This is a genomic window from Pseudoalteromonas sp. 1_2015MBL_MicDiv, from assembly GCF_002407505.1.
Classification (GTDB): Bacteria; Pseudomonadota; Gammaproteobacteria; order Enterobacterales; family Alteromonadaceae; genus Pseudoalteromonas; species Pseudoalteromonas fuliginea.
The window spans coordinates 3,652,151-3,677,309 of sequence record NZ_CP012737.1; the positions used below are offsets into that span (position 1 = coordinate 3,652,151).

Below are 25,159 nucleotides of genomic sequence, written 5' to 3' on the forward strand. Positions count from 1 at the left end.
TGTGCAAAATAGCTACTAACTTTATTAGTAACAGGACTTATAATGCACTGCAATGAAAACTAAGAGGCAGTCGCTGCCTCTGCTATCAATTAAAACGATCCACGAATACCAAACGCGTAACGTGAGCCATTATCTTCTACTGAATAGATTTGGTTAGCAAAACGACCTGTTTGTACTAGCTCTTCTTCAGTGATATTGATGCCTTCAGCAAAAATAGTGAAGTTTTCGTTAATATCGTAGCTTGCACTAATATCCCACTGACCGTAAGTTTCTACGTTCACTGGTTCACCGTTAAAGCCATTATCAACTAAGCGTAAAAAGCCTTCACGGTTGTTAAATGCAACACGTGCTTGCCAGTTATCTTGCTCATAAAACAATATTAAGTTTTGCGAATCGCCTAAACCTTCAAGTGCAAATGTTTGTGTGGTGTCTTCGCCTACGCTAATGTCACTATCTACGACTGTGGCATTGGCTATAATACCAAAGCCATTATCAAATATGTGCGTCACACCAACTTCATAGCCCGTTACTTTAGCTGACTCACCATTTTGAGGGCGAGTTACTGTGTATACCTCTGAACTACCATTGAGTTCATCATCAGCTTGGTCTGTACATGTAGTACACGCAAAATCAGGACCCGAACGGTCAGACATTTCAAATGTTTCTGCACCTGTTAGCGTGACAATGAAGTCATCAACTTCTTTACTAAATACTGCAAAGCTAAATAAGTTAGCATCGTTGTAGTACCACTCGTAAGAAATATCCCAGTTTTCTGATTGGAATGGCTTAAGAGCAGGGTTGCCACCATTTGCCGTTAAGTTTTGACGACGAGGCTCGTTAAACGTAGTCGCTGGTGATAACTGCGACATCGTTGGACGAGTAATACTGTCGTACGTAGCAAAACGTAAAATCATATTGTCTTGCAGTTCTAACTTAACATTTAAAGATGGTAGTAAGTTTGAGTAGCTAGTCCCTTGTTCAATGCTTGTAGCCGGACCAAATACGTTAGCAAACAAAGTTGCATCCGTCGTTGGGATTACATCACTAATAAAGCTCTGTATTGCAGCTACTTCAATATCAGTTTCAGAATAACGTGCACCTAAGTTAACGGTTACAGGCATATCCGCAAGGTCAAAACCAAGCGTAAAGTCCATGTATAGGCTGGTGATGTCTTCGTTGATTGTGTAACGGTTATTTTGTAATGTTGGCTCTACTGGGAAACCTTGATCGGCTAAATAATCAAGCATTTTATCACCGTCGTAGGTGTAAAAAGTATCGATCAAACCTGGGAAGTAGTTACTTGCTTGATAGGCTTCAAAATCAATTGCATCAAGTGGTGCTTGCGTCCCATAACCACAAAATTGACATTGAGTACCATAAACTTGAAAACTTGATTTTTCACGCTCTTGGCGATAAGCACCAAAGTTGATTCGATCTACAGGGCCTTTATCTGGCACGTATTCAAAATCAGCTTTTACTTCTGTGATTTCATCTTCATCTGTAAACTGAAGACCGACTTCATTGTAGTGAAGGCGCGCAAGGCTAGGATCTGGGAGTGAACCATTTTCAAACCCGTCATGCTGAACAGTAGGAACACTGCCTGTACCATCAAAGCTATAGCTATTAATAATACCTACAACATTAAAACGGTCAGTACCTGCACGGTCATTTTCAGCTGTTGAGCGAGACACATCAAATTTAGCTTTTAATAATTCGTTTACTTGCCAATCTACGTTAATACCAAATGCTTTATTAGTTACATCACGAGAGTTACGAGTGTGCGACACAAAGTCACTTGCAGGGTCGCCACTTGGCGCACCTAAACCCACTTCTTGAGAGAAAGTTAAAAGCGTGCCTGTTTCTGGATCAATCGTTGCGCTACCTACGCGGTCTGGTTCAAACCAAGATGCTAAATCGCGTACTGTTGAATCAACTTCAAATTTTGAAATCATGCCATCAACAGTAATAGTAACATCGTCAGATGGCGCATATTGCAGTACTAAACTTGCATTTGTACGCTCACGATCTTGCTCATCAACAACTTGGTCCCAGTTACGTGGAATATAGGCATTTTCAAACAATACACCATCAGTTGGATTAGAGATTGTTTGGCCGCCGCGCCAACCTGCCGTTAAAATTTGGTTATTTTGAAGTTTACGTTGTTGATTAGTGATGGCAAAAAGCACACCTAGCTTATCATCGTTAAACGTATTACTTATTAAGAATGATGTTGATGGGGATACTTCTTCAGAAAGGCTTTCGTACATACCTTTAACTGAACCTAAAATATGTAAACCACCAAAATCAAAAGGACGTGCTGTAGTTACGTTAACCGTACCACCAATGCCGCCTTCTTGAAGCGTTGCTGTATTACTTTTATAAATATCAGCACCGGTGATTTGATCTGCGGCTAATACATCAAAATTAAATTCACGACCTGCACTGTCTGTCGCAATTTGACGACCATTAACAAGTACAGTATTAAATTGTGGACCAAAACCACGAATAGTTACCGCTTGTCCTTCACCACCACTGCGGTCAATTGCTACACCTGTAATACGTTGCAGAGATTCTGCTACGTTTAAATCAGGAAATTTACCAAGATCTTCTGCTTTAATCCCGTCTGTAACAACATTAGATGCTTTTTTATCTAACATTGATGAACGTAAGCTGCTGCGGATACCCGTTACTGCGATAACTTCAACATCCTCATTTACTACTGTAGACGTATCGCCTTCAGCGCCTTGAGCTGCAACGTTTCCGCTTGCCAATATGCCAGTGATAGCAATACTGATCGCGGTTTTCTTGTTGAACGATAACTTATTGTTAATTATCATTTTTTAAAAACTCCTGATTGTGTGTAGTCGTTGTGTCGTTGTGCTAGTGCAAATAGTTTCAAATACTATTTATATTATAAATACTTTAAATCAAGCTGAAGTGCAACCTTTTCCTTGATTGTAGAGCGTTATTTATTACCGTATTTTTTCTTTTTATTTTCTTTAAATTAACATCAACATATTGAGTTAATTACGAAAATGCGTAAATAATAACCTGTTCATAAACTTCATCAGATAATAAATTAGCTTTTGGATAATTTTCACGGTTTGGCGCGTCAGGCCAATTTTGCGCTTCAAAACACAAAGCTTGTCGTGCTTTAAACGGCGCACCGACGAAGTTAGCGGTGTATAACTGCATACCTGGCTGAGTGCTTTTGAGCGTTAAATTAACCTTCGTGTGTGGCGAGGTTAATGTAGCCATCGTCTTTAAACTGCTGTCATCATTAAAAATATAGCAGTGGTCAAAGCCATTTCCAGCTTCTAGCTGAGGATGAATGGCGCTTAATGCCTCCCCAACTTGACTTGGTTTGGTAAAATCAAAACAACTACCTGTCACTAATGCCGCTTCATTAAGCGGGATGCTGGTTTTATCGATGGGAAGGTAGTGACTGGTATTTACTTGAACAGAATGATCATTAATTGATTCGCTGCCATCAAGGTTAAAATAACAATGGTTAGTAAAATTAACGAGTGTTTCTTTGTTAGTCGTAGCTTTAAAGCGTAATGCAAGCTCGCCATTTTTAGCACTAATCGTTTGCCAAACCTGTAACTCACCGGGGAAGCCTTGCTCACCATCGGGCGAGCAATAATAAAGCTCAACTTCACTTTCAGTTTGTTTGGTTACTTGCCAAAGTACTTTATTAAAGCCTTTAACACCGCCATGTAAGCTATTAGGGCCGTTGTTCGTTTCTAATTGATACTGCGTACCAGATAAGCTGAAACGCCCCTTTGCAATACGGTTAGCGTATCTACCTACTGTAGCGCCAAGGTAAAATGGGTTTTCAAGATAGTATTGAGGGTCATCGACGCAAAGTGTCATTTCTTGCTTTTTAAACTTTATGCTTTTAATTATTGCACCAAATGGCAAAATTTCAGCGGTTAAATCTTTACCATCACTGAGCTGAATAACTTGTAAAAGCTGGTTATTGGCAATAGCTACCACATGTATTCTCCAATCAAATTACCGAATTAACATTTTCTGTTATGACGGCGCAACAATATATATTATAAATAGTATATAACTGAAGCCTGTAACTCAATCTAAATACGTTAAAATTTCTCGATAAAAATTTACAGCTGCCATTATTTATTTACAATAATTAAGCTTCGCCGGAGGTTATATAAAATATAGGCTCCTCAAGGTCAGCTTCTTTGGCATATATGCTCATTAAGCGCTGTTTTTTCGTCAATACTAAGGGCCTGCTTTGATTTCGCGATAAAATCGTATCTCACCATAACGGCTTTACCTATTGCGCAGCATTTATCATCTTGCCATGCTTCTTGCCTAAGCGTAAAAGAGCTAGTGCCTATATGCTCTACAAAGGTTTTTACTGTTACTTCGTGGCCATAAAATAATTCGCCTACAAACGACACTTCAACTTTGGCAATTATCAACTTCCAATCATGTGGGTTTAAGTCAGGTGTAAAAAACTTAAAAATAGGTGCACGTGCAACTTCAAACCATACCGGGAGTACGGTATTGTTAATGTGTCCGAGCGCATCAGTTTCACTAAAGCGCGGCATCACTTTTTCAATAAACATAAAAATCCAATAATAATTATATAAAGGTTACTCATGACGGACTTTATTCGCGTATACGATAACGCGCTAAGCAATGATTTTTGCGATGAATTTATTACCACATTCGCGCAAAGCCCGCATGTAAAACAAGGGGTGACATCGGGCGGTGTCGATCTAAAGAAAAAAGACAGCCACGATCTACACCTAAACAATCACCCCGAATATGCACAACAATTAAAACATATACAACAAACGACTGCACAGCATGTTTTTAAGTATATTGAAGAGCATATTTTTATGATGATTGGGGCGTTTGGTTTAAAGGTATATCATCCAAAAACGGGGGAGGTAGTTGATTTAACTCATGCTAATTTTGAAGAAGTAGGAAAGCCGCAACTCCCCGTTTTAGTGCAGCAGATTTTTAGACTTGGCAATATTCAAGCGCAAAAATACGAAGTAAATAAAGGTGGCTACCCTTACTGGCACAGTGAAGTTTATCCGCAGCTACAGCACAATGAAGCATTACATCGCGTGTTGCTATTTATGTTTTACTTAAACGATGTAGAAGAAGGTGGTGAAACAGAATTTTATTATCAAAACCGTAAAATAGCCCCTAAAAAAGGCACTATGGTAATAGCACCTGGCCACTTTACACATACTCATAGAGGCAATAAGCCAGTATCAAACGATAAGTATATTTTAACATCGTGGGTGTTGTTTAATCGAGCAGAACAAATATATGGTGCGCCTAAGAGTTAGCGCACCAAAATCAGTATTATTTAACCGAGCAGTTCATCAAATAAATTAAACAACTGATCTAGCTCTTCAATGGTGTTGTAGTGCATACAACCAATACGCACTACACCGCCTTTGTCGAGTACACCTAACTGCTTACACAAACCTTGCGCGTAAAAGTTACCGTCCCACACACAAATATGCTGTTTGCCTAAAAATTCTGAAACAGCGCGCGGCTCAAGTCCTTCAAAAATTAAAGCAAAAGTGGGTGTACGCTCATTAAGGCGATCAAAATCATCAATACCAAACAACTTAATGCGTGGGTAATTTACCAAGCGCGTTAAAAAGTGTTCGCTAAGCGCCATTTCGTGCTGTTTAGTTTTAGCAAAAGCTATGCTTAACTTTTCGCGGCGTGAATGGCTATCATCAAGCTCACTAATCGCCGCAATGTAATCAACAGCCGCGATAAAACCAGCCATTGCTTCAAAGCTTTGTGTGCCAGTTTCCCAGCGACCTGGTGCTATGTCTTTAGCTGGCTCAACTTTGTACGGTGTAAACCCATCTAAATGCTCTTTTTTACCGTAAACCATACCCAAATGCGGACCAAAAAACTTATACGCCGAGCAAGCTAAAAAATCGCAATCAAGTGCTTGTACATCAACAAGTTCATGCGGTGCGTAATGTACTGCATCAACATAAACAAGTGCGCCTACGCTGTGAGCAAGCTCTACAATGCGTTTAATATTATTAATTGAACCTGTGGTATTTGACGCATACGTTACCGCAACAAGCTTAGTATTACTGTTTAATAAGCTTTCAAACTGCGCCATATCTAAGCTGCAATCAGCTTCGTTAATAAGCGCAGTATTTACAACAACACCTTTATCTTCTGCGGCTTGTTGCCACGACGATACATTCGAGAAATGATCAGCGTTAGTTACAATTATTTCATCGCCAGCCTGCCAATCACGCGAAATTGCACGGCTAAAGCTAAATGTGAGGCTGGTCATGTTTGGACCAAACACAATTTGTTGTGAGCTAGGTGCATTAAGTAAGTCAGCGGCGGCTTGGCGCGCATTCGCCATCAACTCAACCGTTTTATCACTTGAAAAAAACGCGCCACCTAAGTTCGAATTATAATGACCTAAATAAGCAGTCATCGCAGTAAGCACCGATGTTGGTACTTGCGAGCCGCCTGGTCCGTCTAAAAATATTGGCGATTTACCATCAACGTTTTGCATTAATGCTGGAAATTGCTCACGTAATTGCGTTATGTTCATGCTTATTCCTTAAGACGTTAATACAAAACAATCCAGGTAACCTGGTTTGCTAGCATCAATTTTGTTCATAGGTGTTGCGTTGTGCCACACTTGACGGTCGTTTATTAATGCAAACATGCCGTCTTTTATTTCCATTTTAAAACAAGGCTCAGCTTGCTTGCTTTCGTATACAAGTAGTTCGCCACCTTCTAAGTTCTCGTGAGATACGCCGCATATACATACATGGTCAAAACCATCTTGATGAACGCCTTCTGGCGCTGCAGGTGTATCGCTATCAATGGCAAGCATGCGGAACTGATGAATTTCAATATCGCGCTGCTCATCAATACCGGTAAGTTGGCGAAACTCATTGACGATATTTTTCATACCCTCTGATTCAAGTAAACTTTGCTCTAGGTTTTCGTAAGTACGCTCTACATTACCCTGAAAAGTATTAATTGAATCGTCTTGAACAAATGCTTTGGTTTTTTGTAACTTTATTTCACCATTTAGCATTTTAACTACTGAATAACGACGTTTACGAAAAGCACCATCTGCATATGGATTTGCAGGCAGGTTATCAAAAGAAGGCTTAACCAAATCAATATTTACTTGGTTAATAAAACGTAGTTGCAGTAAATTCTGGTTGTTTAATGCTGTCATAAAATCTCGCCTAAAATAATGAGAATATTGGTGAGGATTTTAATGCATATTGAGAGGATTTTTTGCTTTATTACTCAACTTAAAAACAACTTAAGGCCAGAGTTAATACAAAAATATAAAAAAAGAAGCATGAACTATCTAATATTTATTTTAGTCAATAAAAAACCCGCCGAAGCGGGTTTTTAAACAAACTTTAAAAATTATACAGCTTGTTGAATAATAACCTTGTCTGCTTTTTTAGTGTAAGCAGGCATACGGTGGAAGTTCAAGTAACGGTAAGTATCTGCAGCCGTTGCATTGATCTTCGCTGCATACTCTTGGTACTCAGCTGGAGTAGGTAATTTACCTAAGATAGCCGCTACAGCAGCAAGTTCTGCTGATGCTAAGAATACGTTTGCACCATTACCTAAACGGTTAGGGAAGTTACGTGTAGAGGTAGACACAACCGTTGCTTTGTCTGCAACGCGTGCTTGGTTACCCATACAAAGTGAACAACCTGGTGTTTCGATACGTGCACCAACACGTCCAAAGATACCGTAGTAACCCTCTTCAGTAAGCTGGTCTTTATCCATCTTAGTTGGTGGAGCAACCCAAAGTTGAGTTGGTAACTGACCTTTAAAGCCATCGAGTAATTTACCCGCTGCGCGGAAATGACCGATGTTAGTCATACAAGAACCGATGAACACTTCGTCGATTTTCTCGCCAGTAACGTCAGATAGTAAGCGCGCATCATCTGGGTCATTTGGAGCACAAAGAACGGGTTCTTTAATCTCAGCTAAATCAATTTCAAGTACATGCTTGTACTCTGCATCAGCATCAGCTTCCATTAGTTCTGGGTTAGCTAACCAATCTTGCATTGCAGTAATACGACGCTCAATAGTACGTACATCACCGTAACCTTCAGAGATCATCCATTTAAGCATAACAATGTTTGACTCTAGGTATTCTGCGATAGATTCTTTAGAAAGTTTAACCGCACAACCTGCAGCTGAACGCTCTGCAGATGCATCTGATAATTCAAATGCTTGCTCAACAGTAAGGTGTTCAACGCCTTCAATTTCTAGTACACGACCAGAGAATTCGTTAATTTTACCTTTTTTCTCAACTGTTAATAAACCCGCTTTGATACCGTAGTAAGGAATTGCATGTACAAGGTCACGTAAAGTGATACCTGGTTGCATTTCGCCTTTAAAACGAACCAAAATAGATTCTGGCATATCAAGTGGCATAACACCCGTTGCTGCTGCGAATGCAACTGCACCCGAACCTGCTGGAAATGAAATACCTAGTGGAAAACGTGTATGTGAATCACCACCAGTACCTACAGTATCTGGTAGTAACATACGGTTTAACCATGAGTGAATTACACCATCACCTGGGCGAAGTGAAACACCGCCACGGTTCATGATGAAATCAGGAAGCGTATGGTGAGTGTTTACATCGATAGGTTTAGGGTAAGCTGATGTATGACAGAAAGACTGCATGGTTAAATCTGCAGAAAAACCTAAACAAGCTAGATCTTTAAGTTCATCACGTGTCATAGGACCTGTTGTATCTTGCGAACCAACAGTTGTCATTTTAGGCTCACAGTATTGACCTGGGCGAATACCTGCAACGTTACATGCTTTACCAACCATTTTTTGCGCTAGTGTGAAGCCTTTGTCAGATACTTCTGTTGCTGTTGGTACTTTAAATACGTCAGTTGGAGCTAGACCAAGTGATGTACGTGCTTTATCAGTTAAACCACGACCAATGATTAGTGGAATACGACCACCAGCACGAACTTCATCTAAAATTACATCAGATTTAAGCTCAAAAGTAGAAATCACTTTATCTGTACCATGTTGCTTAACAACACCTTCGTACGGGTAAATGTCGATTTGCTCGCCCATGTTAAGCTCATCAACATTTAACTCGATTGGTAATGCGCCTGAATCTTCCATTGTATTGAAAAAGATTGGCGCAATTTTATTACCTAGACATACACCGCCAACACGCTTGTTTGGTACGAACGGGATATCATCGCCCATAAACCAAAGTACAGAGTTAGTTGCAGACTTACGAGAAGAACCAGTACCAACAACATCACCTACATATGCAAGTGGTAGGCCTTTAGTTTTTAATTCTTCAAGCTGAGAGATTGGACCTACTTCGCCTGGCTTGTCTGGTGTAATTCCATCACGTTCAATTTTTAGCATTGCTAAAGCATGTAGTGGGATATCTGGACGAGACCATGCATCTGGTGCAGGTGACAAGTCATCCGTATTTGTTTCGCCAGTTACTTTAAATACAGTAACTGAGATCTTTTCAGCAACAGCTGGCTTATTAGTAAACCACTGCGCATTTGCCCAAGACTCAATAATTTGCTTAGCGAATGTGTTACCCGCTTTTGCTTTTTCTTCAACATCGTAGAACGCATCAAACATAAGTAATGTATTTGAAAGGCCTTGAACTACGATTGGTGCAAGTGTTTCGTCATCAAGTAGGTCAATCATTGGTGCGATATTGTAACCGCCCAACATTGTACCTAATAATTCTGCCGCTTTTTCTTTAGAAACAAGTGGAGAATTAGTTTCACCTTTAGCTATAGCTGCTAAAAATCCCGCTTTAATATAAGCAGCATCGTCAACACCCGCTGGTATACGCTGAATAAACAAATCTAAAATGAATTCTTCTTCACCTGCAGGTGGAGTTTTGATTAATTCAATAAGATCAGCAGTTTGCTGAGCATCTAATGGCGCTGGTACGATACCTAACGCGGCACGTTCTTCTACGTGTTTACGATATTCTTGTAGCACAATATTGCCCTCTTGGTGACGTGAAAGTATCCGGTAGCGCTTCAAGCGCAAATAAGTTACCCAATACTTATAGTATTCTAACGCGTAATTATAAAGCTTTTATGGATAGATGAAAATCCATCCAGTTACGCAACTGATTATACCGATTATAAATACTATGAATAGTGGTTGTAGTAAAAACTATTCCCATGAATACTTGTTAAGTAATAATCATTACCATTAACCAATATTAATTTATTACAGACATAAAAAAACCCAGCTCTTGGCTGGGTTTCTATTACAAACTATTTAATTAACGTAAAACTTTAACGTTTTTGATAGTTTTGATATGCGCTTCTACACGACGGTTTTCTGCGTTTGCAGCTTTAGTGTTTGCATCATTTTTAAGACGCTCTTCACCTAAACCAACTGTAGTAATGCGATCTTGAGCAATACCATCAGCAACAAGTTGCTTAGCTACAGCATCAGCACGCTTTTTAGATAACCATTTATTGTAAGTTGCTTTACCTACAGCTGAAGTGTGACCTTCTAAAAGCACTGTTGTACCTGGGTACTCTTTTAAGAACTCAGATACTTTTTCGATATCATTTAAGTACTGAGTAGATACTGCTGATGTATTATTAGGGAAAGTCACTAATAAGCTTACAGTTACTTCTTTATCTTCATATAAAGTACAACCTGTGCCATCAACTGCGTCAGTCATTGGCGTGTTTGGACATCTATCGTCAGCATCTAAAATATTATCATTGTCGCTGTCTGAAGGAGCAACTGCAACTTCAACTACTTCTGGAGCTGGTTTTACTGGCTCAACTGGTGCTGAGTTTTGGCCAAATAAGTAGTTAATACCAATTTTAGCGCCTACATCTGTGTAACCACGGTCAAGACCTTGGTATACAGCTGTTTCAGCATTTACAAATAAACCATCTGTAATGAAATGTTGGTAACCAACACCTGCATTTAAGAATGTGTTGTCATCTACTACGTCCATTTCTTTAATACCGAAAAGACCGTAGAAAGGACCGCCATTTAAATGATAAAGAGCATCAATACCGTAACGCTCGCCATCAATACTGTTGCGGTTGCCAGCAACTTTATCAAAAGCATTAAAATCCATGTCTGCATATTCTAGGCGTGCGCTCCAGTAATCACTGAAACGGTAACCAGCTTCAACACCCCAACCAGTTGATTCATTTACATCAAGACCAGCTTGGGCACGCATGTTTTTCCAAGATGCGTCATAGTAGTCACCAAATGCGCCAATGTAGAAACCTTCTTCTTTATCTGCAGCAAATGTAGATACGCTAGTTGCAGCTAACGCAATTGCGATTGTAAGTGATTTTAATTTCATTGTTTTCTTCCCATTTTAACAATTAAAAATTGTAGCTAATCAATACTAGCTCAATCTGTTTTATACAGACTAACCGAACCTTTGTTAATCAATACTTAACGAATAATAAAGTTTATAAATTTTTTAATGATCTATAACGACATCCAACCACCCATTGTAGGTGAAATTAAAAATATTACCTACTCTGCAAATAATTTATAGTTGTGGTTTTTTTATAAATCGATAGCCTGCGATAAAAACAGGAACAATTCAGTTAAATGCACTTTTATACACAGCAAAACTTACTTATCCTTATAAAATGGATGATAACACTAGAATTTATTTTGCTCAATCAATGAACACTTCTAAAAATGAAAAATGAATATTTATAATCATAAACTTACATCTAAAATTAATAGTTAAGTACCGCAAAAAGTACGATACCCCTGATCACTTTTAGGAGGCGTCTGAAAATCGACAAGCTTATTCACTTCATTATAAGGATTGCTCAGTACTTTTAAAAAATCACTTAATAGCGCACTTGACCCCATTTCGCTGTAGTCAGTAATAATTGATTCAATGATGTGATTGCGTGGTATTACTCGAGGGTTCGCTTTTCGCATTACTGTATAACTATTTCCATCAACCCGGCTTTGCCATTTACATGCCCATTGCGCTAATGCTTCAGGAATAAGCGCTTCCTGTTTTAACGACTCAGTTAATGCATCAAAGGTATTGGTGTAATCGAGTTCATGAACCTTTAATAATGTTAACAATTCTGCAACTAATTTTGTATCGTTTTCATCAATACCGACTAAGCCCAACTTTTTTGCCCACATAACCGTAAATTCAGTATTAAACTGTTCAGCAAAGCTATTTATATGTGGCGTCATTAGCGAAACAGCTTGCTCATCATCGTCATGAATTAGTGGTATAAGACTTTCAGCTAAACGGGCACAGTTCCAGTTAGCCATATTCGGCTGGTTACCAAATGCATAGCGGCCTTGTTTATCAATAGAACTAAATACAGTATCAAAATCAAAACTGTTCATCATGGCACATGGGCCGTAATCAATGGTTTCTCCGCTTACTAGCGTATTATCTGTATTCATTACTCCGTGAATAAAACCAACACGCATCCAGCTCACAATTAGCTTAACTTGGTTTTTAATCACTGCGCCTAAAAAGGCTAAATAGCGCTGCGAACCTGTATCAGTTATTTCTGGGTAGTGTCGCTCTATAGCTAAATCGGCTAAATTTTTAAGCCCTTCAACATCGCCTTGCGTCGCTAAATATTGAAATGAACCAACACGAATATGGCTCGTTGCTACGCGAGTAACGATAGCCCCTGCTTGTGGCGGATTACGGTAAACCGTTTCGCCACTGCCAACAACCGCTAAGCAGCGTGTGGTTTTAACTCCCAGCGCATGCATTGCCTCGCTCATTACGTATTCACGAATAGCAGGACCAAGTGCACAACGCCCATCCCCTCCTCTTGAGTAAGGAGTAGCACCAGAGCCTTTTAATTGAATATCCCACAACTGGTTTTTATCATCATTAATAGCGCCCAGTAAATGCGCTCGCCCATCGCCTAAACGTGGTGAAAAATGTCCAAATTGGTGCCCAGAGTAACCAAGTGCTACTGCAGGAATTGCCTGTTTATCGTTGCCGCTAAAAGTGCTGGCACGCAAATCAGCCGCAACGTTAATATTAAACTCTTTTGCTAAGCTCTCGTTCCACAGCAATAACTGAGGAGAGGCGACACTTGCAGGGAAATCTTCAATCGCGAAGTTTTCCGCAATGTCTGTGTATCTTGGCACTAATTTCATGGTAATTCCTATTGTTGCTGACTTATACCAACACGGTTGTCACCTACGCCATAAGCAACAATTAAGCTCAACTCTTGCATACTTAAGCCACTTTGCTTTTGCATTTCGTTAAAAAAGGCCTGGGCTGCACTCAGTGATTTTTTAGTTTGTAAGCCGCCGTCTATAATTTTATGGGCACGTAAGTAATTCTCTACATCGCGTGATAATAAAAAAGTATCTTTACCAAGTGCTCGCAATGCATAAGGGCCAGTATTTCCGCCTAAACGCGAACCATGCTTTTTTAAATACGCCCATAAACCAATAATATCGTCTGTTGGCCAATTAGCGATAAACTGGCTAAAACTGCCATGTTCCCCTGCTATCTCGTGGATCATGTAAGCATTTTCGGTAATTGTTTTTACTTTTTTATAGTTACGAACAATACGCTCATCAGTAGCTTTTTGTTCCAGCATATCGGGTGGCATCATTAATAACTTATCAACGCTAAAATCCCAAAAAACCTCTCTAAAGCCCGGCCACTTATTATTAATGACTGACCAATAAAAACCGCTTTGAAATACTTTTCGAGTAAATTCTTCAAGCCAATCGTCGTCACTTAACGTGCTTAGTTGTTTTTTAGATAACGGTTTTGCAAGTAATAACTTCAGCATTTTTTCGGAGCCTTTTCGCTCTACAGCTCGCTTATAAATATCGCTAAATTTTTCCATACTAATTAAATACCTCACTACTTATATTGCTAGTGTACGAGAAAAGCACCCAATACGTAACCACTCCCATTATGGATGAATGAATATGCATTTAGTCGCTTGACACCCAGACGGCTAAAATGCTTTAATCGCCGTAATTACCCTATTTAAATTGCTCAGGTTTGTAAGTTTTACTCTACAAACAGGTGCAAAGGGCTAGAAGAGGTGCGTTATTCAGGTAGCGTATGTTAGGAGCGCAAACTCCAGTGAGCATACGTGAGGGGAATTAACGCCGAGAAGTAACCACTTTTGCGAGGTGTTTATTTCGGGCGACTAGGTTGAACCCTAGCGACTGTCACCAATAGCTGCTTATAAAAAGCAGCTTATTAGTTTGGTGGAGAGCTTCTGGTCTTAAATATTAAGGCCGTGCGCCCTATTATTTTAAGCCCATTCGCTCTTCGAATTATTAGTTCGAACGACGTTAATGCGGCTCCTTCCATAAAGCTTTTTAACTCTTCGAATAATATCAATTGCATTAAATTAGTTATCGCTAAAATGATCACGTTTTTAATAAAGTTGGTACAAATTATAAGTTCGTGAGAGATGATCAACAACTTCAATTTAAACGACTACTCATTGTGGACCGCGCTCGTAACGCCATTTGATCAACACGGCGATGTTGACTACAACACGTTAACTAAACTGGTTAGGGATCAAGAAGCGGCGCATAACGGTATTTTACTACTTGGCAGTACAGGCGAAGGCTTGGCGCTAACGCAAAAAGAGCAACAAGCCATTGTTGAACACGTATGCCAGCTAAAACCAGCAGTACCACTCATGGTAGCTGTTGGCGGTAGTAACTTAAAACAACAAATTGAGTGGGTTAACTACTGTAATACATTGCCAATTCATAGCTTTTTACTTGGTTCACCGCTTTATGCAAAGCCCGGCGCTATAGGTCAAACTCATTGGTTTGAAAGCCTACTTAATGCAAGCGATCACCCGTGTATGCTTTATAACGTACCGGGACGAAGTGCTGTTAGCATCCCAGCGGCAACTATTAAAAACTTAAAAAACAATAAAAATTTATGGGCGTTAAAAGAAGCGAGCGGCAGTATTGCTCAGTTTGAAGCTTACCGCCAAGCGGCCCCTAATTTAGCTATTTTTAGTGGCGACGATGCGCTAATGCCTTATTTTGCACAAGCCGGTGCAAAAGGATTAGTGTCGGTAGCTGCAAACGCATGGCCTGAACAAACTCACGAGTTTGTTAAACGCAGTTTAAGTGGTCAACACCCTAATTTATTTGCCCAGTGGTCAAGCGCTATTAATAGCCTATTTGCTGTCGCAAACCCTATTCCCGTAAAGGTACTGATGCATTTGCAAGGTCGCTTAAGCAGCCCGCAACTTCGTCCACCTTTAACACACCTTGAGTTAACTCAAACCGATTGCATCACAACTGCAAACAACACCATTTTATCTTGGCATTAAATACAGGTTTTTATAATGAGCTGGTTAGAACTATTAAATAATTTAGAATCGGGCGCTGTACGCGCAGCATCACAAAACGAAAGCGGCCAATGGCAAGCTAACATAGAAGTAAAAAAAGGTATTTTAGAAGCCTTTAAAAATGGCACTAATACTGAGTTTTCAGGTGGTTTTGTTGATAAACATAACTTAGCTCCGCAAGAGTTTAGCACTGATGATGGCGTGCGAATGGTGCCGGGTGGCTCAAGTGTTCGCCGTGGTGCTTATGTGGCTAAAGGCACGATTATTATGCCACCAGCGTATGTAAACATTGGTGCATATATCGACGAAGGCACAATGGTAGATAGCCACGCATTAGTTGGCTCGTGTGCACAAGTAGGTAAAAACGTACATTTAAGTGCTGCAGTTCAGCTTGGTGGTGTACTTGAGCCAATTGGTGCAAGCCCAGTAGTGGTTGAAGATGACGCATTTATTGGTGCAGGCTGTATTATTGTTGAAGGCGTAGTCATTAAAAAAGGCGCAGTACTTGCCCCTGGCGTGCGTTTATCAGCAACTATTCCAGTATACGATTGCGTAAACGAGCGCCAACTTGATAAAGGCGAGCCAATCCCAGAGTACGCGATTGTAATACCGGGCTCTCGCCCTGCGTCAAACGAATGGGCACGCGAACAAGGCTTAAGCATGTCGTGTGCGTTAATAGTTAAATACCGCGACGAGAAAAGCGATGCATCGTTATTGCTTGAAGAGGTTTTACGATAATGAGCTTTTTGAGCACGCCTATCATAACCGCTGTAAATACTATTACACAACAACTTGATACACCTTTTTTTGTTTACGACCTAGATCAACTAAACACGCATCTTGCGCGTTTAGTTGCGCAAACCGATGTAAAACTGTGGTACGCGGTAAAAGCAAATCCACTGTCTAAAATAATTCAAAGCTTAGACAGCGCTGGCTTTAATTTTGACGTAGCAAGTAAAGGTGAGCTTGAGCAAGTACTCGCACAAGGTATTAGCTCACAGCGCGTGCTCAACACAGGGCCTGCAAAAAGCCCTAAACAAATAAAACACTTTATTGAGCGCGGCGTGCGTATATTCGTAGCAGAAAGCCTCAATCAAGTACGTTGGTTAAACCAACAAGCACAATTACAAAACACGCAGTTACAAGTATTACTGCGTGTGCAATTACGTTGGCCTGAAGGTGAAAAAAACCCTCTGGGCGGCGATAGCCTTACGCCGTTTGGTATGGGTTGTGATGAGTGGCAAGCACTCAATGTAGCTGACTACCCTGCACTTAAGTTTGACGGCCTGCATATTTTTCAGTGGGGCAACATGCTTAGCACGCAAAAGCTAAGCGACTTGTGGTCACAAATGATTGCACCACTTAGTCAACTTGCCAGCGATTTAAATATTAGCCTTAAAATTCTCGATTTAGGCGGCGGCTTAGGAATTCCTTATACACAAAATGAAGCAACGCTTGATTGGGATGACTTAATTGCTGCGCTCGCTAAAATTAAAAATGATGCGGGTGTAGAAGAATTATGGATGGAACTTGGTCGCTATGCCGTGGGCGAATGCGGTCATTACGCAAACCCAGTAGTAGAGCGCAAACAAAACTATAATCAAGAACAAGTAATTTTAAGCGGCGGTATTAATCACTTATTACGCCCTGCTGTTACCAGTCAAGATTTTCCTGCTGCATTACTGCGTGAATCCAGTGCTAAAACTCAAGCGGTCACTTTATACGGCCCGCTTTGTACAGCGCTTGATTGCCTAGGTGAACATAACCTGCCAAGCGATTTAAATGAGCACGACTGGCTAGTGTTTAGCCAATGCGGTGCTTACGGCTTTACCGAAAGTATGCCGTATTTTTTATGCCATGAGCTAGCTGCCGAGTATACCCTGCAAAACGGTACACTTACCTGCGTTCGCCAAGCCGAAAATGCCAGCCACTATTTAAGGTAATAAGCATGAGTAATACAACACACATCAGCCAAGAGAACATTGTAGTAGGGGAAGTTGCAAACGGCTTACCGCTTACAATTCCTGTGTATCGTTTAAAAGGCGATGGTACAGGGCCTAGTGTTTACATTCAGGCCAATATGCATGGCGCTGAAGTGCAAGGTAACGCAGTTATTTTTCAGCTGCTTGAGCAATTAAAACACCTTAATCTTAATGGCGATATTACCCTTGTACCTTATGCAAATCCGATTGGTTGTAATCAAAAATCTGGCGAGTTTACCCTTGGCAGGTTCGATCCGATTACGGGCACTAATTGGAATCGCATGTATCATTACAATAAAAATTTAGTGACACAGTTTGCGCAAAATCATACTCAGTATGACAACGCTACATTAAAAAGTAACTTCAAACAGGCGCTTATTGACGAAGTAGACAGCAAACTTAACGGCCCTGCTTATTTACTCAATACGGGTAAACGCATTGCGCTTAACTTACAAAAACTCGCTCATCAGGCTGATATAGTACTCGATTTACACACAGGCCCTATTTCAAGCAAGCATCTGTACTGCCCAACCTATGCAACCGACAGCGCACGTTACTTTAATATTGAACATGTATTGCTTATTCCTAGTGATTTTGACGGCGCTATGGATGAAGCTAACTTTTGCCCATGGTGGCATTTAAGTGATGCACTTAGCGAGCAAGGTCGTGAATTATCAATACCTGTAGAAGCATTTACGGTAGAGCTAGGCAGCCAAGAAAAAATAGACTTAAAAGAAGCACTAAACGATGCAAACAGCATTTTAAGTTACTTAAATCATAAAAGCGTATTACAAAACGCACCGCATACGCCAGCTAACATCACTCGCTATGCATGTAATTTAGATGACTACTTTGCTTATTACGCCCCTATTGGCGGTATGGTTGAATACATAGCCCCACTTGGCGGGCACATTAAAGCCGGTGAGCCTATTGCACATATTTTACGCATGGAGCGCTACTTAAGCGAGCAGCCACTGCAAACACTCACTCTTGATTGCGATGCAATTGCTATTTTGCACTTTGCCTCAGCGAGTGTTAACCAAGGTACCGAACTTTATAAGTTTTTTACTAACATATTTGAGCTTTAGCTCACCCTTCTCATTGCGTGAGAGTAATACCAATTGCATTAAATTAGTGATCTATTATAGCGATAAGGAAATAGCTTAATAACAAGGCTAAAATTATGGTACATAGTTGTTCTATATAAATAATTTTTAACGTAGTTAGTGAGTTATTTAATACGCTAGAATGATCATGTTTTTAATAAAATTGGTATAAATTAACTAAAGTAGTTAATTTGCATTAGAAAGCGGCCCTGGCCGCTTTTCTTTTGATCTGTGTTTATCTCAAATACGTATAATACGAAGTATAAAAAAATTCAGTAAAAGTTCACCGTTACATATGTAAAAAGACGTTTTAATTAAATTAACGCATACAATAACTTAAACTCACAAAGGAACTACAATGAGCTGGCGCCACTGGATAACACTTTCTGCCTTAATAAGTACAGCTACCTTAGCACAAGAAGAGGTTGCTACAAACGAGCAAGACAACGAAATAAACCTTGTAAAACAGTGTATTTTAAACGAAGTTATTGGTGGAGACGGTAAACAAACTCTAGACGATCTTCGTAAAAAATGTTCGGCTCTTGAAGAAAACAAACAACTTACCGCGCTTGATAAACGCCAAGCACGTGAAGAAGTGGGTAAAAAAAATCGTAATGTTATTACGCCACATAAACGTAATTATATTTTACCACTTTCGTACGTATCCCATCCCAATGATCGCCCTTTCGATGGCTTCGACGAATTAACTGATGATAATGATGGTGAACCGCTCGATAACTTAGAGGCAAAGTACCAACTTTCCATTAAAGTACCTTTGTACGATGATTTTTCAGATGAAGACCAAGCATTATTTTTTGGTTTTACGCTGCAATCATATTGGCAAATATATAATTCAGAAATCTCCTCACCATTTCGTGAAACGAACTACGAACCTGAAGTTTTTTGGATAAACTACCTCGACCCAGAAAATGTACTTTGGGGCGATGAAATGGCAATTGTTTTAGGTATTTCACATCAGTCAAATGGTCGTAGCCAGCCCAACTCACGCTCATGGAACCGTATTTACGCTGATTTCATTTGGGAAAATGAAGGGTTTGTTTTTAGTTTTAAACCTTGGTATCGCATAGCCGAGGACGAAAAAGACAACGTTTTAGAAGCTAAAGGCGACGATAATCCAGACATATACAAATACATGGGCTATTTTGAATTTAGCGGTGCATACCGTCTTAACGATCATGAATTTAGCTTTATGTCGCGTAATAACTTAAATTCAGACAATCGTGGTGCTATTCAGCTTGACTGGTCATTTCCATTATGGGGCCGAGTTCGTGGTTATGCACAATACTTCAATGGTTATGGCGAAAGCTTAATTGACTATAATGCCGATATAGAACGTATTGGTGTAGGTATATTATTAACCGATCTGCTGTAATACTTCCCTAAGTTTTACGCATTAAAAAGCCAAGCATTGCTTGGCTTTTTAGTGTTTTGAACAACTAAACAGTTATTTTTTTACTACAAACTGCCCTTCAAATTCCGCAACTATATTATCACCATCGTAAATAGTTACTGGCACAACATAGCTTGCTTTACCTTCGGTTTCTAAATCGCTCAACTTACCCTTGCAGGTTTGTATATCAACACACCCTCGTGGGTCGGTAGTAAGCGGCTTTAAGTACTTAATACTTGCATCGGCTAATACAATATTACCTTCAAGCCCTGCTTCTTTAAGTGCTAAGTAAGTAGCGCCCCAACCTGTTAGCGTGGCCAAGCTATAAATAGATCCTGCAAACATGGTGTTATGGAGGTTTAAGTTAGCGTCTAGGTCGGCGCTGGTTGTAAATTGCCAATCGGTGTAGCTTTCTACTTTAATGCCCATCGCGTCACTAATTGGAATAGACTCACGCCATGTGTTTTGCAGCACTTGCGTCCAATTAGGATGGCGAAACCAGCCTGGCTCACACGGCTTTTGCTTTACCATTTTAAAATGCTGTACATCGCCATACGCTAAATGTGCTTTTTCTTTTAGTTCGTAACCGTGGCGTTTATAAAACTCAAGCGCACGTTCGCGAGCAAATAAAACCAGTTCATCAGCATTTTGCGTCCATGCTATTTTTTCAAGCTCATGTAATAAACGACTACCAATATGTTGATTACGATTCCCTTCAGCAACGGCCATGTAACGCACTTGTGCCTGTTCATGATTGTTAAAGTGCAAACGTGCTACGCCTAGCACTTCACCTTCTTTATTTTTTATAAACCGATGCTCAGAATCTTGCTCCATATCATCTTGCTCAGAGCCACGCGGCTCGCCCCAAGGCGCGCGTAATACCTGCCAGCGCAATTGGTAATACGCTTGCCAATCTTCGCTACTTTGTGGGGTGCTTACCTGAAACATACATACTCCTGTTGTTATATAAGCCGTAAATAAAAATCCAAAAGGCTACGGCGCTATACTAATCATATTGATTATCTACAAGCTAGAAAGCTCAAATAATTAAATCGCTTGGTATTTTTATTGTAAATACCATACTCCATCTTTAAAAAACTGCAAATACGACTTTGGTGATGGCCATAAAATATCTAAAAATTAATAACACAAGGCATTGCCATTTAACGGTGCTAGTTTATGCTGAGAATATGATAGAAAAAATCAATTATATAAATTCGCTGACGGGCTTGCTAAGCGATCAGTTTATTGAGAATAGCCACAGCATTGGTCAGTTAATCTATTGGCATAAATGCAGTGGCGATCACATTCAGATACGTGGTCATGAGCAGTTGCGCTGGTTACTCATTAACGACACACTCCAATCTGTTATTGATTTAAATAACCCGAGTTTATTACTTTTTCCACATTTATTGTGCTTAGGTAAGCACTGGCAAGCTCTTAGCGCGCCAAAAAAGGTGCTAGAACTTGGCCTTGGCGGCGGTGCTATTCGTAATTATTTACAACACAAATACCCCAAAGCACACATAACATCCGTTGAAAAAAACGCTGATATTATTGATTGCTACACTCAATTTTTTTCATCAAATAAAAATGATCAATTACTATGCGCCGATGCACAACAGGTTTTAAAAAGTGCGCAAAATATTGACTGGATTATCTTAGATTTATTTAGCCAAATAGACGCACCTCGATTTTTATTTGAAGAGGCATTTTATAAAAAAATCTACTTGGCTTTAAATAACAACGGTGTGCTATTTATTAATTTTTTATCGCAACATGAGTCGCAATTAAAGCAACTTAAGCAGCTATTACTCGATGTGTTTGGCTGTACAGTCAGCCCGCAAAAAATTACGGGCTACGTGAATCATATTGTCGTGGTAACCAAAAAACTTAAACAGATAAGTTAAACGTAACGGGTCCATCGTTACACAAGCTTACTTGCATATCGGCACCAAACTCACCGGTGGCTATTGTAAGCCCCAACTCTTTAGCTTGAGCAACAAAGTACTCGTAAAGCTCATTAGCTTGGCTTGGCGTTGCCGCAGATGAAAAACTAGGGCGCATACCCTTTTTAGTATCAGCCGCTAAGGTAAATTGCGAAACCACCAGCAACTCACCTTTAATATCTTTGAGGCTTAAGTTCATTTTGTCCTTTTCGTCAGTAAAAATACGATAGTTACTTACTTTGTGTAAAAGCTTATCGGCCGTTTGCGTATCGTCGTGTTTTTCAACACCCAGCAACAACAATATACCTTGGCTAATTTCGCCTACAACTTGATTATTAATTTCTACCTTGGCATGCTTTACGCGCTGTATTAACCCTTGCATTTAAACTGTGTCCTTTACTGTTGGCTTGTCATCTTCAAACTCAATCTCTGGTGTTTCTGGTATTTCATCTGGGCTAATACATGCTGTAAATTCAGCGCCAAGCAAAACAACAACCCACGATAAATACACCCAAACAAACAAAATAGGAATCGTCGCCACTGCGCCGTAAATCACTTCGTACGAAGGAAAATGGCTAATATAAAGTGCAAACCCTTTTTTAGTTAGCTCAAACAAAAGTGCCGCAAATAATGCTCCCGGTATCGCCGCTTTAAACGATACGCGCGTATTAGGCACTAAGGTGTAGAGCATAATAAAGCCCACCATCGAAATACCATACGGCAATAGCTTTAACAAAAACCCGCTAAACCCAGGAATACCCTGATCAGCAAACGATACCAAAGATACAATATAAGAGGTAACACCAATGCTGGCACCAAGTAACATAGGCCCTAAGCTCAAAACCATCCAATATACTGCAAAGGAAATCATCATCGGGCGCTTTTTCTTTATTCGCCAAATGCGGTTTAGCGTGGCATCCACATTACGTATTAGCAACAATGCAATTGCAGCTAAAAAACCAATACCTACTGCGGTCATTTGGTTTGCGTTACCGGCAAAAGAGCTAATATGCTCTCTAATAACATCGGTAGAAGTAGGCACAAAGTTAGTAAACAAAAAGCTCTCAATCTCCATACGAGTGGATTCAAAACCTGGAAAAGCCGAAAATATAGCAACACCCACTGCAATAAGCGGTATCAAAGAAAGTAACGTAACATAGGCTAAATAGCCGGCATTAACCGTTATTTGATCATCTATACAGCGATTAAAATACTGCATCCACCAACTTGGCTGCTGGCGTATAAAGGTCTTAACTTGCTGTTTGTAATTGGAGAGCTTATCATTCATACAATTGACTTGTGCTTATGTGGTTTTGATTATAATAACAATCAGCGCCATAATTTACAGCACTAACACGCGTAAACAGGAATTCAGATGAAAAAACAAACATTACTTAGTGTTTCAATGCTTGTACTAACACTTACTTTGTCAGGTTGCCAAACAGCTTATTACTCTGCAATGGAAAAAGTAGGTATTCACAAACGCGACATCCTTATCGATCGCGTAGAAGAAACCAAAGACTCGCAGCAAGAGTCTCAAGAAGAATTTAAATCGGCACTAGAGCGCTTAACTACTCTAATCGATTTTAATGGTGGCGAACTACAAGACACTTACAATCAATTAAACGACGATTACGAGTCGAGCTTAAAAGCCGCAAACGAAGTATCAACTAACATCAATAAAGTAGAAGACGTAGCAGAAGCACTTTTTGATGAGTGGAGCGATGAGCTAGAGCAATACAAAAGCGCATCACTTAAGCGTGAAAGCAGCAAAAAGCTAACCGCGACTAAGCGTCAATTTGAACAGCTATTACGCTCGATGCGCAGCGCAGAGAGTAAAATGGAGCCAGTATTAACGTCGCTTCACGATAATGTTTTATATTTAAAGCATAACTTAAACGCACAAGCGGTATCGGCTATTAAAGGCGAATTCACTAACCTTAAACGCGACATACAAGTGTTAATGAATGACATGAACAAATCGATTGCCGATTCAAACAAATTTATTGAACAAATGAATAGCGCAGGCTAACTAATATATTACAAACAAACAAAAGTAAGCCTGCAATTTCGCAGGCTTACTTATTTTTACTTTTTGTTACTTTTTAACCACTTATTAATCTAACGTTTTTGGTACACTTTCATAAAATTAGAATTAAAATAAAAAACTACAATGAAAATAAGTATCTTAACTCTTTTGGCTATCTCTAGCTTACTAACCGCTTGCGGAACTGCTAATCACATAGAAAGAATCGCAGGGCCTGATACTGTAGTACCACTACATAAAGATGGTGATCGCGAAGGGCGCTACCATAATCTATACCCAGGCAAAAAAACGTACCCTATTAGTTGTGAAAATGACTGCTATCCAAGCAACACTCATTTGCAATGTGAAGAAGGAAGTGAAAACTGCCAATATATTGCTGGGCAAGTAACTCCAAAATTAAATACCGGATACACTGTTCGCTGGCTTGGCCATGCAGGGTTTATGATCAGCACACCAAACGGGCAGCAAGTGGTGTTTGATCCTGTAAAAGAGCAGTTCGACTCCCCTGTTGATTTAGCCTTTAAACTTGCCTCAGGGTTTTATCGTAAGCCCGGTGACTGGCTAACTAACAGCGAACTAACTAATTTAGATGCCGTTATATATTCTCACCTTCATTATGATCATTTTAATAAAGCAGATATAGCAGAAATAGGTAACAAACCACGCTACTTAACGCCACTGGGAATGGCTGATAACTTCCCAACAGGTGGATTTAACATTAGCGAAATGGCCTGGTATGCAAAAACGAGTATTGACGATTTAGCAATTCATGGCGTACCTGCACATCACTTTAGCAGTCGTATTTCAGTGCCTTTTATTTACGAAGATCACGATAAAGACCTTTGGAATGGCTGGTTACTTGAACAAAACGGTAGCACCTTATTTTTTGCAGGCGATACAGGCTACTCAAAACATTTTAAAGACATACAGCAAAAATACGGCGATATCGATATTTGCTTAATGCCAATCGCTTCTTACTACAGTAAAGACGATCCTAACTGGTACCGTTACGTGCATACCACACCAGAAGATGCACTAAGCGCAGCGCAAGAGCTTAACTGTAAAGTAATGATCCCTTTTGGATACGGCAACTCTAGCTGGAAAATGGGCGACCACAGCACTCATTCAGCCTTGCTGCGCTTATTGCACATGGTTAAAAAAATGGATGCTAAAACACCGCTGTATATTTTAAACGAAGGCGAAAGTATTTCACTGTAACTAATCACTTAGCTACTTTAAGATGGTGTTACATCAATAAAAATACATAATAAGATTGAGAAATTA

21 protein-coding genes and 1 riboswitch are annotated in these 25,159 nt (G+C 39.9%); of the genes, 9 read left to right on the forward strand and 12 right to left on the reverse strand.

All coding sequences use genetic code 11. The annotated features are described in order from the left end of the window. Positions 1 to 89: 89 nt before the first annotated feature. From AOR04_RS16355 to AOR04_RS16365, 3 genes are all read right to left on the reverse strand, one after another. A complete protein-coding gene (locus tag AOR04_RS16355) occupies positions 90 to 2,837 on the reverse strand; it encodes a TonB-dependent receptor (RefSeq protein WP_096793914.1) in 2,748 nt (915 codons plus the stop codon). Positions 2,838 to 3,027: 190 nt separating this feature from the next. After that, complete coding sequence (locus AOR04_RS16360; protein WP_096793915.1) at positions 3,028 to 3,999, reverse strand: aldose epimerase family protein; 972 nt, start codon at positions 3,997 to 3,999, stop codon at positions 3,028 to 3,030. A gap of 200 nt (positions 4,000 to 4,199) precedes the next feature. Then, positions 4,200 to 4,598 carry an acyl-CoA thioesterase gene (locus AOR04_RS16365; protein WP_096793916.1) on the reverse strand — a complete coding sequence of 133 codons (399 nt, stop codon included), beginning with the start codon at positions 4,596 to 4,598 and terminating at the stop codon, positions 4,200 to 4,202. A 33-nt stretch (positions 4,599 to 4,631) separates the two neighbouring features. Between AOR04_RS16365 and AOR04_RS16370 the strand changes: the two genes are divergently transcribed. Then, complete coding sequence (locus AOR04_RS16370; RefSeq protein ID WP_096793917.1) at positions 4,632 to 5,336, forward strand: 2OG-Fe(II) oxygenase; 705 nt, start codon at positions 4,632 to 4,634, stop codon at positions 5,334 to 5,336. 20 nt (positions 5,337 to 5,356) lie between these two features. Here AOR04_RS16370 and AOR04_RS16375 read toward each other — a convergent pair whose 3' ends face one another. The 6 genes from AOR04_RS16375 to AOR04_RS16400 form a co-directional block, all read right to left on the reverse strand. Continuing rightward, positions 5,357 to 6,592 carry a cysteine desulfurase-like protein gene (locus tag AOR04_RS16375; protein ID WP_096793918.1) on the reverse strand — a complete coding sequence of 412 codons (1,236 nt, stop codon included), beginning with the start codon at positions 6,590 to 6,592 and terminating at the stop codon, positions 5,357 to 5,359. A 9-nt stretch (positions 6,593 to 6,601) separates the two neighbouring features. After that, complete coding sequence (locus AOR04_RS16380; RefSeq protein WP_008133367.1) at positions 6,602 to 7,234, reverse strand: 2OG-Fe dioxygenase family protein; 633 nt, start codon at positions 7,232 to 7,234, stop codon at positions 6,602 to 6,604. A gap of 200 nt (positions 7,235 to 7,434) precedes the next feature. Then, the gene (gene acnB, locus AOR04_RS16385) at positions 7,435 to 10,032 is read right to left on the reverse strand and encodes a bifunctional aconitate hydratase 2/2-methylisocitrate dehydratase (protein ID WP_096793919.1); all 2,598 of its coding nucleotides are present in this window, start codon (positions 10,030 to 10,032) and stop codon (positions 7,435 to 7,437) included. A gap of 292 nt (positions 10,033 to 10,324) precedes the next feature. After that, positions 10,325 to 11,380, reverse strand: coding sequence for an OmpA family protein (locus AOR04_RS16390; RefSeq protein ID WP_007376227.1), 1,056 nt, complete (start codon positions 11,378 to 11,380; stop codon positions 10,325 to 10,327). 398 nt (positions 11,381 to 11,778) lie between these two features. Further along, on the reverse strand, positions 11,779 to 13,188 hold the full coding sequence (locus AOR04_RS16395; protein WP_096793920.1) for a protein adenylyltransferase SelO: 1,410 nt from the start codon (positions 13,186 to 13,188) through the stop codon (positions 11,779 to 11,781). An 8-nt stretch (positions 13,189 to 13,196) separates the two neighbouring features. Next, a complete protein-coding gene (locus AOR04_RS16400; RefSeq protein ID WP_096793921.1) occupies positions 13,197 to 13,895 on the reverse strand; it encodes a DNA-3-methyladenine glycosylase I in 699 nt (232 codons plus the stop codon). A gap of 191 nt (positions 13,896 to 14,086) precedes the next feature. Beyond that, positions 14,087 to 14,287, forward strand: a riboswitch (Lysine riboswitch). A gap of 190 nt (positions 14,288 to 14,477) precedes the next feature. Here AOR04_RS16400 and dapA point away from each other — a divergent pair. The 5 genes from dapA to AOR04_RS16425 all read left to right on the forward strand — a co-directional run bounded on the left by dapA (position 14,478) and on the right by AOR04_RS16425 (position 19,861). Next, positions 14,478 to 15,362: a 4-hydroxy-tetrahydrodipicolinate synthase gene (gene dapA / locus AOR04_RS16405; protein ID WP_096793922.1), complete on the forward strand. Its 885-nt coding sequence runs from the start codon at positions 14,478 to 14,480 to the stop codon at positions 15,360 to 15,362. A 15-nt stretch (positions 15,363 to 15,377) separates the two neighbouring features. Continuing rightward, positions 15,378 to 16,118, forward strand: a complete 741-nt coding sequence (locus AOR04_RS16410) for a 2,3,4,5-tetrahydropyridine-2,6-dicarboxylate N-succinyltransferase (protein ID WP_096793923.1) — start codon at positions 15,378 to 15,380, stop codon at positions 16,116 to 16,118. Continuing rightward, positions 16,118 to 17,323, forward strand: a complete 1,206-nt coding sequence (locus AOR04_RS16415) for a PLP-dependent decarboxylase (RefSeq protein WP_096793924.1) — start codon at positions 16,118 to 16,120, stop codon at positions 17,321 to 17,323. Before AOR04_RS16410 ends, AOR04_RS16415 begins: the two co-directional genes overlap by 1 nt. Before the next feature lie 5 nt (positions 17,324 to 17,328). Beyond that, positions 17,329 to 18,450, forward strand: coding sequence for a succinylglutamate desuccinylase/aspartoacylase family protein (locus tag AOR04_RS16420; protein ID WP_096793925.1), 1,122 nt, complete (start codon positions 17,329 to 17,331; stop codon positions 18,448 to 18,450). Positions 18,451 to 18,826: 376 nt separating this feature from the next. Continuing rightward, on the forward strand, positions 18,827 to 19,861 hold the full coding sequence (locus tag AOR04_RS16425) for a phospholipase A (protein ID WP_033029237.1): 1,035 nt from the start codon (positions 18,827 to 18,829) through the stop codon (positions 19,859 to 19,861). A 72-nt stretch (positions 19,862 to 19,933) separates the two neighbouring features. On the opposite strand, the gene AOR04_RS16430 is transcribed toward AOR04_RS16425, so the two are convergent. Beyond that, positions 19,934 to 20,827 carry a bifunctional GNAT family N-acetyltransferase/hotdog fold thioesterase gene (locus AOR04_RS16430; protein ID WP_096793926.1) on the reverse strand — a complete coding sequence of 298 codons (894 nt, stop codon included), beginning with the start codon at positions 20,825 to 20,827 and terminating at the stop codon, positions 19,934 to 19,936. A 242-nt stretch (positions 20,828 to 21,069) separates the two neighbouring features. On the opposite strand from AOR04_RS16430, the gene AOR04_RS16435 reads away from it, so the two are divergent. After that, positions 21,070 to 21,789, forward strand: a complete 720-nt coding sequence (locus tag AOR04_RS16435; protein WP_096793927.1) for a spermidine synthase — start codon at positions 21,070 to 21,072, stop codon at positions 21,787 to 21,789. Here AOR04_RS16435 and dtd read toward each other — a convergent pair. Both dtd and AOR04_RS16445 read right to left on the reverse strand, forming a co-directional pair. Continuing rightward, positions 21,773 to 22,210, reverse strand: coding sequence for a D-aminoacyl-tRNA deacylase (gene dtd / locus AOR04_RS16440; RefSeq protein ID WP_096793928.1), 438 nt, complete (start codon positions 22,208 to 22,210; stop codon positions 21,773 to 21,775). The genes AOR04_RS16435 and dtd overlap by 17 nt on opposite strands. Next, positions 22,211 to 23,116, reverse strand: a complete 906-nt coding sequence (locus tag AOR04_RS16445; protein ID WP_008133351.1) for a virulence factor BrkB family protein — start codon at positions 23,114 to 23,116, stop codon at positions 22,211 to 22,213. An 87-nt stretch (positions 23,117 to 23,203) separates the two neighbouring features. Here AOR04_RS16445 and AOR04_RS16450 point away from each other — a divergent pair, with 87 nt between their 5' ends. Together AOR04_RS16450 and AOR04_RS16455 are read left to right on the forward strand one after the other, a co-directional pair. Further along, positions 23,204 to 23,860, forward strand: a complete 657-nt coding sequence (locus AOR04_RS16450) for a DUF2959 domain-containing protein (RefSeq protein ID WP_007376214.1) — start codon at positions 23,204 to 23,206, stop codon at positions 23,858 to 23,860. A 141-nt stretch (positions 23,861 to 24,001) separates the two neighbouring features. Continuing rightward, positions 24,002 to 25,093: an MBL fold metallo-hydrolase gene (locus tag AOR04_RS16455; RefSeq protein ID WP_096793929.1), complete on the forward strand. Its 1,092-nt coding sequence runs from the start codon at positions 24,002 to 24,004 to the stop codon at positions 25,091 to 25,093. Positions 25,094 to 25,159 lie beyond the last annotated feature (66 nt).